This window comes from Actinotignum vesiculae (assembly GCF_051267215.1).
In the GTDB taxonomy this organism is placed as follows: domain Bacteria; phylum Actinomycetota; class Actinomycetes; order Actinomycetales; family Actinomycetaceae; genus Actinotignum; species Actinotignum schaalii.
Window position 1 is genome coordinate 77,563 of sequence record NZ_JBOZGG010000004.1, and the last position, 14,911, is coordinate 92,473.

Below are 14,911 nucleotides of genomic sequence, written 5' to 3' on the forward strand. Positions count from 1 at the left end.
CCTGTCGGGGAGTACCACTTTGTATGGCTCGATGTCGTACAGGACCACTTTGTTTCCTCAGCATGCGGCAAGAATCAAGCTAGGCACACCAATGTCACCCCAACCGGTAGGAAGCTCCGGGGAGGCGTGGAATAATGAGGCACGATATGGATAAGTCTCAGGAACCCGCAGCGCCCTCCGGCAAGGGCGAGGCCAACCACCACGCTCGCACCGACCAGCACAACGGTGATGGCTCGACCGGCCGGCAGGGAGGTGGCGCTTCGCGCCGTCGTCGTTCCAACCGCACCGGCACGCAAGGCAAACGCGGCCACCACAATAACCAAAGCAAACGCCGCGGCAACCGCGCGGGCCGCACCAACCCGCGCGGGCCGCGGCCCTTCACCCCCGCGCAACTCGAAGCGCGCAAGGCGGCCGTTCCGCACATGAGCTACCCGGAAACCCTGCCCGTTTCCGCTCGGCGCGCGGAGATCCGCGAGGCCATCGCCGCGAACCAGGTGGTTATTATCGCCGGGGAAACCGGCTCCGGGAAAACCACGCAGCTGCCGAAAATCTGCCTGGAGCTGGGCCGCGGCATCACCGGGCTCATCGGGCACACCCAGCCGCGGCGCATCGCCGCCCGCTCGGTTGCCGAACGCATCGCGGCCGAACTGGGGCAGAAAGTCGGCGGCGCCGTCGGCTATCAGGTGCGTTTCACCGAAGAAGTGGGCCCCACCACGCTCGTCAAACTCATGACGGACGGCATCCTGCTCGCGGAGATCCAATCCGATCCGCAACTGCTGCGCTACGACACCCTCATCATCGACGAAGCGCACGAACGCTCCCTCAATATCGATTTCATCCTCGGCTACCTCGCGCGGCTCCTCCCCGCGCGCCCCGACCTCAAAGTCATCATCACCTCCGCGACCATCGACACCGAGCGCTTCGCCGCGCATTTCGGCGAGCACCGCGCGGGCGGCCGCCCCGGCGACACCGCGCCCATCATCGAAGTGTCCGGGCGCACGTATCCGGTGGAAATCCGGTACCGGCCCCTCGATGAGGAACAGGATACGGACCACGAAGAACAGTACGACGACGCCGGTGCGCAGCGCGTAACCGCGCCGCGCACCCCGGGCCGGGCGGCGGCACTTGATCAGGTGAGTGGAATCGTGGCGGCTGCCGAAGAGCTCATGGCGGAAGGCGAGGGCGATATTCTGGTCTTCCTCTCCGGGGAGGGCGAGATTCGGGATACCGCGAAGGCTCTCGATGACGAGCTCGGGGCGCGGTATGTGGCGCCCGGGGGGAGCTCCAGCGCGCCGGGTGCCGTGGAGGTGCTGCCGCTGTTTTCGCGGCTTTCCGCGGCGGAACAGCACCGGATTTTCCAGCCCGGGCCCTACCGGCGCATTATCCTGGCCACGAATATTGCGGAGACTTCGCTGACGGTTCCCGGGATCAAATACGTGATTGACCCGGGCACCGCGCGCATTTCACGCTACTCGAATAAAACGAAGGTACAGCGCCTACCCATCGAGCCAATTTCGCAGGCCAGCGCCAATCAGCGGTCAGGGCGGTGCGGGCGCGTGACGGACGGGATTGCGATCCGGCTCTATTCCGAGGATGATTTCCTGGCTCGGCCCGAATTCACCCAACCGGAGATTCAGCGCACGTCGTTGGCCGCGGTGATTTTGCAGATGCTCGCGCTCGGGCTGGGCGCCGTCGACGATTTTCCTTTTATTGATCCGCCCGAAGCGCGGGCGGTGCGGGCCGGCACCCAGCTCCTCGAAGAAATCGGGGCGATAACGTACGGGGTCTTTGGAGCTGCGGGCGCGGCTGGGGCCGAGCGCGGCGCCGCGGACAGCGACCCCGCACAGAGCGACCACCCGGAAAGCCGCTGGACAGAAAGCAGCCGCGCCGCGCACCGCCACGCCCCGCGCCTGACTGCCATCGGGCGGCAGCTCGCGCGCCTGCCTATCGACCCACGCCTGGGCCGCATGCTTATTGAGGCGCAGCGCAACGGGTGCGCTTCCGAAGTGTTGGTGCTGGTTGCGGCGCTGTCGGTGCAGGATGTGCGCGAGCGCCCCGCTGAGAAACGCGCCCAGGCCGATCAATTCCACGCGCGTTTCACGGCCGGCTCCTCGGATTTCCTCGCGTATCTGACGCTGTGGCGCTATCTGCGCACCCAGGCGCGCGAGCTGTCCGGTTCGGCGTTCCGGCGCATGTGCCGCGCGGAATTCCTCAACTACCTGCGCTATCGCGAGTGGGCGGATGTGGTGGCGCAGCTCGAGCAGATGGCGCGGCCGCTGGAGCTGACGATCCGCCGTCTGGCACTGCCCAGCTCGAAGCAGATTCGCGCCGCGGCCGATGCGGGTGCAGGGGCGCCTCAGCTGGGCGGGGCCCCGAATTCCGGGGCGGTGGCCCACGCCTGCCGCGAGCTCGGGCGCGGTTCGGATACCCCGGAGGCGGGTGCGATTCACCGGTCGTTGCTGGTGGGGCTGCTGTCCAATATCGGCAATTATTCCCCGCGTAGCCGCGATTACCTGGGCGCGCGCGGCACCCATTTCGTGATCTGGCCGGGCTCGGGCCTGCACCGGCGCACTCCGGAGTGGGTGATGGCCGCCGAGCTGGTGGAAACTTCCCGGCTGTTCGCCCGCACCGTGGCCGCGATCCAGCCGGAGTGGATCGAGCCGCTGGCGAAGAAGCTGGTGCGGCGTTCCTATTCGGAGCCGTATTGGTCGGCGAAGAACGGCGCGGCGATGGTCCACGAAAAGGTGACGCTCTACGGGGTGACCCTGGTGGCGGACCGCCCCGTACTACTGGCGACTTCCGGTTCGGATGCGGCGCGCGAGCTGGCCCGCGAGATGTTCATCCGCCACGGGCTGGTGGAGGGTGAGTGGCGCACGCACCACGAGTTCCTGGCCCGCAACCGCGCGGCCCTCGAGGAGGCCGGTCGCACCGAAGATAAGCTGCGCCGCCACGGGCTGGTGGCTGATAATGACGCGCTGGCCGCGTTTTACGAGGAGCGCATCCCGGAGAGCGTGGTCTCCGGGCGGCATTTCGATTCCTGGTGGAAGAAGGAATGCCACGCGCGCCCCGAACTGCTCGATTTCACGCAGGATTTCCTGCTGGGCGGGGCCTGCGGAAGCGCCGCGGAAGAGGACTTCCCCACCGAATGGCGCCAGGGCGATATCACGCTGCCCATCACCTACACCTTCGCGCCGGGCTCGTTCAACGACGGCATCACCGTGGACGTGCCCATCGCGCTGCTCCCGCGCCTGCGCCAGGACGGTTTCGACTGGCTAGTGCCCGGGATGCTGGGCGAACTCGTGGTCGCCACGATCCGCGCGCTGCCCAAACGCGTACGCCGCAACCTGGTGCCCGCTCCCGACGTCGCCCGCGATATCCGCGCGGTGCTACCCAGCTGGGAGGAGGCCGTACACGGAACGGAACCGATTTCTTTCGAGGAGGCTTTTCGCGCAGCTACGGCCCGCGTGCGCAGTATTGAGATCGACGACGCCGCATGGCGGGAGGTGAATCTGCCCGCGCATCTGACTGTGAATTTCCGGGTGCGTTCGGAGCGGGGTGCGGTGCTTGAGGAATCAACGTCGCTTGAGTATCTGCAGCGCAGTCTTGCCCCGCAAACGAAGGCGGCGGTGGAAAACGTGGTGGCCGGGGCGGTAGCCCAAGCCCTCGATGAGGCACGGGCGCGTTTGCGCAAGCCCAGCTCAACGAAAGATGGCATGAAGCACTCCGCGAGTGCACAGTCTGCGGGCACCCCATCCGCCGGCACGCCGGCCGCGGGTGCGCCAACCACAAGTTCGGCCAGCACCACCAGTTCGGCCGGTGCGGCCCCCACCGAACTCGCATCCGGCGATGCTTTGACCGGTTGGCCCGAGGTGGAGCAGGGGATTATCCCGGCGGTTATCGAAACTGAGGGCCCGGCCGGGACGGTTCGTGCCTACCCGGCGCTTGCTGACCGCGCCGGAAAGGTTGTGCTGGATGTGGTGGCGGAGCCGGGTGAACAGGTGCGGGTGCATCGTGGCGGCGTGATTCGTTTGCTCGCGGATGCGCTGGCGCTGCCCGAAGGCCGGATTACCTCGCGCTGGGATGGCGAGCTGGCTTTGCAGCTGGCGGGTAGCCCGGCACCGTCTACGGCGGCGCTGGTGGCCGATCTGCAGTGGGCGGCGGCGCGGAATCTCGCCGACCGCTGGGGTGCGGCCAATGATGCCAGCCCGGAGGAGCTGCGTTCCGGGCGTGAATTCGAGGAATTGCAGGCGTGGGCTCGCGACGAGTTCGAGGACGAAGTGTTCCTGATAGCGCAAGGCGCGGGCAAGGCCGCAGCCGCCTGGGCTGAAGTGGAACAGCTGGTGCGAGACAACCGCTCGGTGGCGCTGCTTGCCACAATGAGCGACGAGCGCGCTCATCTGGATGCGCTCATGCCCGCCGATTTTGTGCGGTCCACGCCGGCAGCACACTTCTGGGATCTGCCGCGTTATCTCCAGGCCGCGAAGCTGCGCATCGAGAAGGCCTCGGTGAATCCGGCAGCCGATGATTCGCTCGCTTGGCAGGTGCAAACCGCGGCGGATGCGGTGGAGAGTGCCCGCGAAGAAGCCAGCTACGCGGCTTTCGATCCGGGCCGCGCGCGGGTACTCGACCACGCCCGCTGGCTCCTGGAAGAGCTGCGCGTCTCGCTTTTCGCCCAGCAGTTGGGCACCAAGGAAAAGGTCTCCGTCAAGCGCATCCAGAAGCTATTGGCCAGCTAAGGACCAGCCGTGCGTCATCACTTCTCGATCACGAAGAATCCCCGTGTTGCTTCGAAATCGACGGTGGAGTTTCCGTACTTTTCCCAGACGTTATCCGCCAGGTTTCCCTGAGGTGACACGTGCCAGAAGTAGGCCGATACCAGTTTCCCTTCCGCGTAGTTGAGGGTCTGGAGCGCGCCGAAACCATCAGTTCCGGCAGGAGCCTGGCACTTGTCTCCCCCGCGTTCCACACCAACGCCACCGCACTCCACATAGAACGCAGCCGCGTAATCCAGAGCGGTGTTTTCATCCAGCGGGCCGAGCCCGAAATTCTTCTCCAGAGCGCTTACGAGTTGCGCGGAATTCTTCTTGTCGAGAGCGACAATGGGAGCCAACTCCGTATCATTCACTTCGACTATTCCATCCCCGGAGAGTACGGTCTTTTCTTTCAGATCCGTATGACCCGGAATCGCCCGCTCCGAAAGCTCCGTTAAAGTACGAGCGTTCCCAGCTCCGTAAACCATGTTCCAGTTCTTTTGCGCACTCGAATCCTTGAGTTCCTCACCGAGAGCTGCGGAAACCCGCTCGAAAGCTTCATCCGAGCCACCGGTAACTGATACCGGCGCATCGCTAGTCACGGGCGTTGGCGTTGCCCCAGTCGCATCGAATTCGGTCCCCTTTTCCGATGAGCACCCGCCGGCCGCGAGCGCGAGCACTAAAGCTCCAGCAGCCACGAGAGATAGTACGGGCCGCGAGCTAATTTTTTGCACAAACATAATGGGATCCTCATAAGTATTGAGAGGAAACAAGGATGGCGGACCGTGGCGTGAGAGCCCGCATATCTCTGATTAGCATCATTGCTTATCAGGTCGCGTTAGGGTTCGTTCTGACGGCAACTGTCTCGTCCGCCTTCAATGTAGTTAACTGAATTATCCAACGGTGCGCAATGGTTTCCTGCGATGTAGTTGTGCGGGCTCACCTCATGGCCGGGCCGCGATGCACCTAAGCGGCCGGGTGCATATATGCGTCGTCGTACTTCTTGAAATTACAGCAGGCTGACGATGCCCATGATGACAGCTGCGAGCAGCGCGCCGGCGATCATTCCACCCCACCATTCCAGCTGGTCCCCGGTGGTGACTCGGTCGAGGGACTGCGGCTTGAACGGCAGCACCGGCGCGGTATTGGGCAGCAGTTTCGGGCGCTGTTCCAAGGAACGCATGAGGGCTTCTTGTTCCGGGCTGGCTTCCTCCACACTGGCGAGGCCACCGTAGCCCTTTTCTGTTTGGCGCAGCGGGAGCAGGGTGCCGGGCTTGCTCTCCGCGAAGCCCGCCTGCTCGGCGCCGTGCACCGCGATAACGGTGCGGAAATCCGCGGATTTATCCACCGGGCGGACCACCACCGGCACCATGAGCGCCTGCTTGCGGCGGCTATTGCCAACCGTGCGCATCCGCCGGCTTTCGTCGGTGCCTAGCACTCGGGCGACCACGTCTACGCCGGGTGCGACCGGCGTTTTGTCGCGGATCAACCACGGCAGCGCCAGCAAAAAAGCCACCACCGCGAAAGCCGGGATCAGGTAGAACGCACGCGAACCGACCAGGGCATTCGGGAAAGCGATAAGTCCGAGCACCACGCCCGCGCCCAGGCCCCACAGGGTGCCGGTGCATACCCGCCGGGCATGATCGATAGGCCGCGCCGCCGGGAGGTTGCCTTCCCGCCAAATCTCAGCCACAACGTTGGTGCTCATACGTCCTTCCTCTTCTCTCGCGCCGCTACTAGCGCTTTCCATGGTAACCCGGGCTAGCGCAGGCTTTCACTTTCCAGCACCACGTCCCCGTTCTCCACCCGGAATCGCACCGCATGCTCCCGCTCGAAAACCCGCGCGGTATCCGAGCGTTTCTCCCAGCTCAACGGGGCAAGAAGCCGCCACTCGTAGCTGCGCTCCAGCACACCTCCCCGCACGCTCACGGTTCCACCCAGCCCTTCCACGGACGCACTCACCTGCGGCTTCTCTCTCCAGTTCAGCTTCTCCTTGCGGGTATCCCCGAACGTACGATCCTTGCGGAAAGCGGCCGGGCAGCCAGCTGGCGGCGTCGTCGTACCATCACCGCGTACGCAACTCTCCACGAGGCGTTCCACCAGTTCCACTGCGCGTTCGCCCGCGGCCGGGGTGGCTTGGGCGCTGAGACGCGCGGTCGCGGTCTGGCCGGGCCGCACCGTGGCGGTGGCGCCGGCCCCGAAGGTGAGGTAGTGCGAATCGCCAGGCGCCGCGACGGTGTAGTCGCCGGGGAAGGCCGGGGCGGGTTCCTGGGGTGCGAGGGCGACGGGTACGTCGTTGATGCTGGTGAGGTTGGGAGGGGTGGAGACTGGTCCGCTGCCTGCGGTCGGCGGTTCGCTGCCGGAAGCTTGCTCGGTGCCGCTGCCGGAAGCTTGCTCGGTGCCGGGATCGGCGGCGTGTTCGAGGCGCAGCTGGCCGAGGGCGCCCTCGCTTACCTGCCAGCGCGGGCTCAGGATCGGCGTGGTGCCGCGGCGCACCAGGGTAATGCTCAGGGACTCTTGGGTGCCGTTGTAGCTGACGACGCCGTCTACGCGCACGCTGGTTTCCGCGCCGTTACTGGTGCCAGCAGCATTGCCGGCGCCGTTGCCGGAGTCGGCACCGTTACTGGTGCCGGTGCCATTGCCGGCGCCGGTGCCGGTCTCGATGATGCTGGTTTCGCGCACCTGGAAATGGGCGGGACGGCCGGGGACAGCGCGATAGACTTCGTCGCTCAGCAGTGCGAGGGATCCGGAAAGCGCGCCGGGATCGGTGAGGTCCAGGGCATCGCGAGCGCGGCCATCTTCGAGAGCGGCCATATATCTGCTGGCCACGGCCGCGGGAGAGTAGTACGTGGCGGCCAAGACCTGGCGCACGGCCAGCACCGCCAGGGCGATCAGCAGCACCGCGAGCGCGCAGAACAACACCCCCCGCCGGCGCATAACTATACGGGCGCGCGCCGCGGGCTGGGTACGCGCCGCGGGCTGGGTACTCACCGCGTGACGAGCGCTCACCGCGCCACGGGCAGGTGACCGCGCAGCAGCTCAACGAGGCGCTCGGAGCCGGCTTCCACGCAGGTGAGCGTCGCTTCGAATTCGCGCGCCGAACCGCCCCACGGATCGGGTACATCGTACTCGCCGGACGAATAATAAAAATCGGAAGAATGCTGGCGGCCCGAGGCCCGCCCGGCGTCGTCGGAAAGAATGCCGCCGTGCCCGAATACGCCCTCCGGCGCGATCCCCACCTCCGGCAGCGCGAACTCGGTCCACAGGTGAATATTGGTCAGCGAAAGGGAGAGGGAGCGGCACAGCCGGCGCACCGCCCGGGCATGCCCGGTGGTCATAGCCAGAATCAGGCCGGCGTTTTCCAGTTCCTCGGCGGTGACGCGGTGGGCCCGGTGGTGATCGGGCAGGTCATAGCCGTGTTCGGTAAGTGTGCGCTGGGCGGGCGGGTAAATCGGATTGCCGGATTCCTCATTCGAAACCCCCGCGGACGCCACCGCAATATCAATACCGGCATCGCGCAACCGCTGGCGCAGCACGATTTCCCCCATGGGAGATCGGCAAATATTCCCGGTACAGACAACAAGAATGCGGGGCCGTTCCGCCAGCGCGCGAACGACGCCCGCACCGGGGTAGGCAGCGGGAGTGGCACTTTCCGTCATGCTGGCAAGTCTAGGCACCGCGCCTGAAAAGTTTTGAGCAGTAGGTCTCATCGAGTGCATACTACGCTGAAAGTATGCAGAATCCCGGGATAGAAACGCCCGGGCACGTGTGACCGGGCGGCCCAGATCACCCGTGTTGAACTGCGGAAAAGTCACGTCCGGGCAGTTCTGCGCCGCGGTTATGCATAATCCCAGCTGAAAGCGCGTGATTTTCGCCACGGCCTATGCGGGGCACAATCGCGCGCTCATTATTGAGTAACGACGACGCAGGGCCGGGGCGCGTGCGCCCCGGCCCTGGAAATCAGACCACTGCCTGAGCAGCCTCGCATCGCCTCATTAATGCGGGCACTACCCCGGGCTAGGCGATGCAGGGGCTACCCCCGCGGGTGCTACCCCGGCTAGTTGATGCGCGTGCCATCCCCGGCATGGAACACATGGATAGCATCCAGGTTCGGGGTGGCGTACACGGTGTCACCCACCGCGGGAGCCTTGAACGGCGGGATCCGCACAACCACCTGGGAGGAGCCATCGCCCGAGCCGAAGCCGGACTTCTCCACACCGGCGATCTCGCCATATACATAGTTATCCGAACCCAGGTTCTCCACCATATCCACCACGATCGGCACCGAGCTTTCCCCGGGCTCGCGCGTGAGCTCCGTGAAGGATTCGGGGCGCACGCCCAGGATTACCTTGCCCTTATCATCCGGGGTGATCGCATCGATCACCGCGCGGGGCAGGCGAATGCGCGCTTGGCCAAGGACTGCGTCGTCGCCCTCAATATTAAAGGTGCCGAGGTTCATGGCCGGCGAACCAATGAAGCCCGCCACGAAAGCGTTTTGCGGCCGGTTGTACAGCTCATCCGGGCTGCCCACCTGCTGCAATACCCCGAAGTTGAGCACGGCGATGCGGTCGCCCATGGTCAGCGCTTCGGTTTGGTCGTGGGTGACGTACACCGTGGTGGTGCCCAGGCGGCGCTGCAGGGTAGCGATCTGGGTGCGGGTCTGCACGCGGAGCTTCGCGTCCAGGTTAGAGAGCGGTTCGTCCATGAGGAAGACCTGCGGGTTACGCACAATCGCGCGGCCCATCGCCACGCGCTGGCGCTGCCCACCGGAGAGCGCCTTCGGCTTGCGATCCAGGTACTCGGTCAGATCAAGAATCTGGGCGGCTTCCTTAACGCGCTTATCGATTTCTTCCTTCGGGGTGCGCGCGATCTTGAGCGCGAAGCCCATATTCTCCGCCACCGACATATGCGGGTAGAGAGCGTAATTCTGGAACACCATCGCGATATCGCGATCCTTAGGCGACACATTGGTGACATCGCGGTCCCCAATATAGATACGCCCGTCATTAATATCTTCCAGGCCGGCCAGCATGCGCAGCGACGTTGATTTACCGCAGCCGGACGGGCCAACAAGAACAAGGAATTCCCCGTCAGCAATGTCGAGGTTGAGCTGATTGACAGCCGGGGTATCCGACCCCGGGTAGATACGCGATGCGTTCTCAAATGTTACAGATGCCATTACTGGTCCCTTCACCGGCAGGTACGTGCCGGACGATCCGAGTGAAGAGTGCCGTTGCGGGCACCCGAAGCTCCAGCACTTGTGGTACGACGACGCCGCCCCTTGGCAGGCCGCAATGCCCCCACGCCCGGACACCCGGGCCATGTACAAAATGCTGTGACTTCAGAGTGTCCACTCTGACACAGTCGCCCTGTGCGACATACCCAATTTTGCCAGGCGCCGGCGCGGATTTCCAGCTCCGCTGCCATGTTTTGCGCAAAGCTTCCAGGCTTTTCCCGGATTAGGCTCTAGCTGGTATCCCCCGCATCACTCCGCTGCGGCTGGAGGGAGCGCACGCCGGCGGGCTGCGGAATCGCCAGGATCAAATCACGCACGTACTGGCCGATCGGGGTGAGCGGCACCGCGGTATTCGCCACCACGGAAACTTCCCGCCCGTAATCACCCGCGATTGCAATCGCGCGCAGCCCCTCGTGATCGCAACTGCGAAAAGCCAGCAGGTTAATAACCGGGGTGAGCAGCCCGGCCTTGCACATATTAAGGAGGGTCTGGGGTTGCTCGGTGCGGAAATCCGCGATGCGCGGCTCCAACTCCCATAAATCAAAAGCGGCGCGCATTTCCGGGTCGATGCTCAGGCCCGGTGCGCCGGTCAGTCCCAAGGTCACCTCCGCGAGATCGGCGGGAGCCACCACCTCCACGCCCTGGAAATCCGGTGAATTCTTGCGGACCACCGCCACGTAGGGCTCCCACCACAGGCGCTGTGAATCAGGAATGGAAGGCAGCGAACTAAATTGCGAAACGATGGCCAGCTGCGCGTGCCCGGCCCCCACTTTCTCCAATAATTCCGCGGAGGTGCGCTCCAGCAAATTAACGGAAATACCGGGCTCCTCCAGCTGTAATTGCGCCAGCATTCCCGGGCACAGCACCGCCGAAATAGAAGGAATCACCCCGAGGGTAACCGCGCCCACCAGGCTGCCCGATTCGGTATTGAGCTCATCGACCGCATCGCGCAGCTTCACTAAAATCTCCTCGGCGCGCGGTAGGAACGTTTCGCCTTTCGCGGTGAGGGTGCAGGGCACATGGCTGCGATCCACCAGGGTATGGCCCGTGGCCCGCTCCAAATTCGCAACGTGGAGCGATACCCGCGACTGACTGCTGTGGAGCAAACGAGCCGCCCGCGAAAAGGACGATAATTTCGCAACGGCAACGAAAGACTCCAACCATTCAAGTCGGTCGATGCGCATAAAACCCTCCACGACTGTGTGGCACCAACGAGCTCTCCGATAATTTACCTGGCGCATTTCAAGTTCTTTCGCGGCGAGTCGGCTCCCCCGGCGGCGCGCGGCTGCGCGCCGCCGGGGCGGCGTCGTCGTTCCACCACCGCCCGCACCCACTCGGGTAGGCGACTTATCCGCGGAATCTCGCGGCGTTTCGCGCACACCAACGCCGCGCCGTGCCCACCGCGAGCACCCGGCTTCCACCCCGCCCGCGTATCGCTATTCGAAATCCTCATATGACATATCGAAATATCGCCGTCTCTCGGGCGTGATTTTGGCGCATTCCCGCCGCGATACTGAAGCCATCGGAGCTCGCTTATCCATCCGGCTATCCGCCCGGAAAGCAGCTTCTTCTCAGTTAACACAACGAAGTGAATGTGGAAGGCACCTCATGTCCAAACAACACCCGCCGGGAACAGTAACCGCCCCGGTGCCCACGCGCTCGACCTCGGACCTGGTCAAGGCCGCGGTTTCCGGCTGGCTCGGAACAGCTCTGGAATTCATGGATTTCCAGCTGTACTCCCTGGCCGCCGCGCTCGTCTTTAAAGACATTTTCTTCCCCGCCGGTCACCAGTCCATGGCGATCCTCGGGGCCATGGCCATTTACGGCGTGGGCTACGTGGCCCGCCCGCTGGGCGCCTGGTACTTCGGGCGGCTCGGCGATCGCATCGGCCGCACCAAAGTCCTCTTTATTACCATCGCCATGATGGGCGTGGCCACCACCCTCATCGGCTTCCTCCCCACCTACCAGGTGGTGGGTATCTGGGCGCCGATTATGCTGGTGATTCTGCGGCTCATCCAGGGCTTCGGGGCCGGCGCGGAAATTGCCGGCGCCTCCGTGATGCTGGCCGAATACGCTCCGCGGGAACGCCGCGGCATTATTTCCTCACTGGTGGCCCTCGGCACCAATACCGGCACCCTGGGCGCCGGCGCGATCTGGGCGATCATGCTCGCCACCATGGGCACCGACACCGTGGTCGCGTGGGGCTGGCGTATCCCCTTCATCGCCTCGGTTGTGCTCATGGGCCTGGCCGTGTTCATCCGGCTGCACCTCAAGGAATCGCCTGTTTTCGAGGCGGCTACCAGCGGGGAGATTTTGGACGACGCCGCCCTGGTGGCCACCTATGACCAACCGCTTCCCTCGCGCGCCGAGCGGAAGGCGGGGGCTGCGGCCGCGAAGGCCGGTGCGGCGGAAGCTGCTACTCAGCGGGAAGCCGCGGCCGCCCAGCGCGAAGCCGCCGTGGAAGAACTCGCCAAAACCCCGAAGTCATTCAAGGCATTCATGGCGGCCTTCCTGCTGCGCTTCGGCCAGTCCGGCAACTCCGGCATGGTGCAGACCTACCTCATTACCTTCCTGACCGCCCAGATTCTGGTGGCCAAGGACGTGGCCTCCGCCGTGGTGGTCTACTCCTCGCTGGCCGGCTTCATTACCGTGCCGATTATCGGCTGGATCGGCGACCGCATCGGCCGCGAGCGCACCTACCGCCTGGTCACCGGCCTGGGGATTCTCCTCATTATTCCGTGCTTCCTGCTCATGGTCTCCCCGCGGTTCCTGGGCGACCTCAATGCACCGGAGCTGGTGGACGGGCAGATGGTGGACCATTACGGCACCCCCACCCTGCTGTTCTTCATCGGGTACATCGTGCTGCACAACATCACCGTGCTGGCCATGTTCTCCCTGGAAAACATCACGATGGCCGAATGCTTCGGCTCCGCGCACCGCTACGAGCAGCTGGCGCTCGCCAAGGAAATCCCGAATATGATCACCGCCGGTTTCGGCCCGCTGATCGCCGCTGGCTTGGTGCAACTCTTCGGCGGTTCCTGGATCGCCTGCGCGATTCTCATGTTTGTTTACACCGGAGTCACCCATATCACCGCGTGGCTCATGCCCGAAATCACCGGGCGCGACCTCACCCTCAAGGAGGATGCATTCTAATGAAGGCTGTACAAGTTCGTACCGATACCCCCAAGCAGATTCATATCACCGAGGTTCCCGACCCGGTTGCCGGTGCTGGCGAGGTGCGGGTGCGCATGGAATGGGGCGGCATTTGCGGCTCCGATCTGTCCTACTGGAAGAATGGTGCTTCCGGAACCGCGATTATGCGCGAACCGCTGATCCTCGGGCACGAAGTTGCCGGCGTGGTGGACCAGGTGGGCGAAGGCGTTGCCGGAGTTGAGGTGGGCCAGCGGGTGGCGATCTATCCGCCGACCCTCGTGGGAGAGCACGATATCCCGGAAAGCACCCGCGGCAAAGATAACCTGTGGCCGGAGGTCCGTTACTTCGGATCCGCGGCTTTCTTCCCGCACGAGCAGGGCGGTTTCTCCACCTACCGGGTGGTGCGGCCCGATCAGCTCCGTGCGCTGCCGGAGAACGTTTCGACGAAGGAAGGCGCCGTCGCCGAACCTCTCGCGGTGGCAATGCACGCCGTGAGCCTGGCCGGGGAGCTGTCCGGGAAGCGCGTACTGGTGAACGGCGTGGGCCCGATCGGGGCGCTGGCCGTGGCCGCCGTAAAATTCGCGGGGGCGCGCGAGGTGATCGCTTCCGACGTGGCCGCGGAATCCCTGCGGATCGCGAGCGCGATGGGCGCTACCAGCACCGTGAACCGTAGCGCCGGTGAGGAGCTTCCCGCCGACGTGGACGTCACCATCGAAGCGTCCGGCGCCGCCGTTGCCATCGGTGATTGTTTGCTGGCGACCGTGCGCGGCGGCACCATGGTACAGGTGGGCAACTTGCCGGCCGGCGCAGTCTCCGTGGTGCTCGGGCAGCTGGTCACCCGCGAAATCACGTACCGGGGCTCGTATCGGTTCAACCCGGAGTCCATGGACGCCGCGATTGACGCGATGGCGCGCGGATTGGACGTTTCGCCCGTGCTCACGCACGAATTTAAGATCGACGACGCCGCAGCCGCTTTCGCCACCGCAGATGATCGGTCCACGGGGTCGTCCAAGGTGATGCTCCAGCTCAGCTAGGCGGAGCAGGCCGGCGCGGCCGGGCGATGCACTCTCGCCTGGCTCGGGCTGGCCTTGCCTCGTGATTCGCAGCGTACATCGCGCGACGCGCGGTGTACCTCGCTCACGAGGCGGCGAAGGGGCACGGACTTACGGGTCCGTGCCCCTTTTCCGTGCCCTCACCATGTTCACAAAGTGCAACCTCACGACAGCGAGCCCCACAGGATGCAACCTCAGGACAGCGAGCCCCGCAGGATGCAACCTCACGACATCGAGCCCCACAGGATGCAACCTCACGACATCAAAACGATTTCTTAATGTAGCTGTCGTTGCACTTTGATTTCCGGCAGAGAAGACGACCGGACCGCGCGAATCTCACGGGCCTCGCAAACCCCAATAGTCACACGCGCCCCTGCGGGAGTGGTATATGTTTTCAGAGCTGTAGTGCAGATGTCGTACATGCGAAGTACACCCCGGAAAAACTGTCACCCATGTACATTCTGCGAGTCGGCTTGGTCTCCCGCCTCCTCGAAGTGTGCATTCCAGACAGTGCATCCCGCGTAGTGTGCGTATGGAACACGAAATCGCTCCGAAACGGTGCTCTTACGCGCACTTCATTTTGGTGCCTCGGCGACTAGCCCGTCGCTGCCCAGCAAAGTGGTACTCCACGACAGCGGAAGAAACAAAGTGGTACTCCACGACAGCGGGCCTTACAGAGTGGTACTGCACGACAGAAAACCGGGCGTTGGCTGTAGGTT

At 64.4% G+C, this 14,911-nt stretch carries 9 protein-coding genes; 3 read left to right on the forward strand and 6 right to left on the reverse strand.

Going from position 1 to position 14,911, the window contains the following annotated elements; all coding sequences use genetic code 11:
• The first annotated feature begins 146 nt into the window (after nucleotides 1-146).
• Nucleotides 147-4,736 carry an ATP-dependent RNA helicase HrpA gene (gene hrpA / locus ACRQHG_RS03490; RefSeq protein ID WP_435719527.1) on the forward strand — a complete coding sequence of 1,530 codons (4,590 nt, stop codon included), beginning with the start codon at nucleotides 147-149 and terminating at the stop codon, nucleotides 4,734-4,736.
• Nucleotides 4,737-4,753: 17 nt separating this feature from the next.
• Here hrpA and ACRQHG_RS03495 read toward each other — a convergent pair whose 3' ends face one another.
• The 6 genes from ACRQHG_RS03495 to ACRQHG_RS03520 form a co-directional block, all read right to left on the reverse strand.
• Nucleotides 4,754-5,449 carry a hypothetical protein gene (locus ACRQHG_RS03495; RefSeq protein ID WP_435719528.1) on the reverse strand — a complete coding sequence of 232 codons (696 nt, stop codon included), beginning with the start codon at nucleotides 5,447-5,449 and terminating at the stop codon, nucleotides 4,754-4,756.
• A gap of 311 nt (nucleotides 5,450-5,760) precedes the next feature.
• Nucleotides 5,761-6,459 carry a hypothetical protein gene (locus tag ACRQHG_RS03500; protein ID WP_435719529.1) on the reverse strand — a complete coding sequence of 233 codons (699 nt, stop codon included), beginning with the start codon at nucleotides 6,457-6,459 and terminating at the stop codon, nucleotides 5,761-5,763.
• 53 nt (nucleotides 6,460-6,512) lie between these two features.
• On the reverse strand, nucleotides 6,513-7,760 hold the full coding sequence (locus ACRQHG_RS03505) for a hypothetical protein (protein ID WP_435719531.1): 1,248 nt from the start codon (nucleotides 7,758-7,760) through the stop codon (nucleotides 6,513-6,515).
• Nucleotides 7,757-8,410 (reverse strand): low molecular weight protein-tyrosine-phosphatase, encoded by a 654-nt coding sequence (locus ACRQHG_RS03510; RefSeq protein WP_435719532.1) that lies wholly within the window; start codon nucleotides 8,408-8,410, stop codon nucleotides 7,757-7,759. Before ACRQHG_RS03510 ends, ACRQHG_RS03505 begins: the two co-directional genes overlap by 4 nt.
• 398 nt (nucleotides 8,411-8,808) lie before the next feature.
• A complete protein-coding gene (locus ACRQHG_RS03515) occupies nucleotides 8,809-9,930 on the reverse strand; it encodes an ABC transporter ATP-binding protein (RefSeq protein ID WP_435719533.1) in 1,122 nt (373 codons plus the stop codon).
• 287 nt (nucleotides 9,931-10,217) lie between these two features.
• Complete coding sequence (locus tag ACRQHG_RS03520; protein ID WP_435719534.1) at nucleotides 10,218-11,171, reverse strand: LysR family transcriptional regulator; 954 nt, start codon at nucleotides 11,169-11,171, stop codon at nucleotides 10,218-10,220.
• Nucleotides 11,172-11,595: 424 nt separating this feature from the next.
• On the opposite strand from ACRQHG_RS03520, the gene ACRQHG_RS03525 reads away from it, so the two are divergent.
• A complete protein-coding gene (locus tag ACRQHG_RS03525; protein ID WP_435719535.1) occupies nucleotides 11,596-13,140 on the forward strand; it encodes an MFS transporter in 1,545 nt (514 codons plus the stop codon).
• The gene (locus tag ACRQHG_RS03530; protein WP_435719536.1) at nucleotides 13,140-14,174 is read left to right on the forward strand and encodes an L-idonate 5-dehydrogenase; all 1,035 of its coding nucleotides are present in this window, start codon (nucleotides 13,140-13,142) and stop codon (nucleotides 14,172-14,174) included. Before ACRQHG_RS03525 ends, ACRQHG_RS03530 begins: the two co-directional genes overlap by 1 nt.
• The last annotated feature ends 737 nt before the right edge of the window (nucleotides 14,175-14,911 follow it).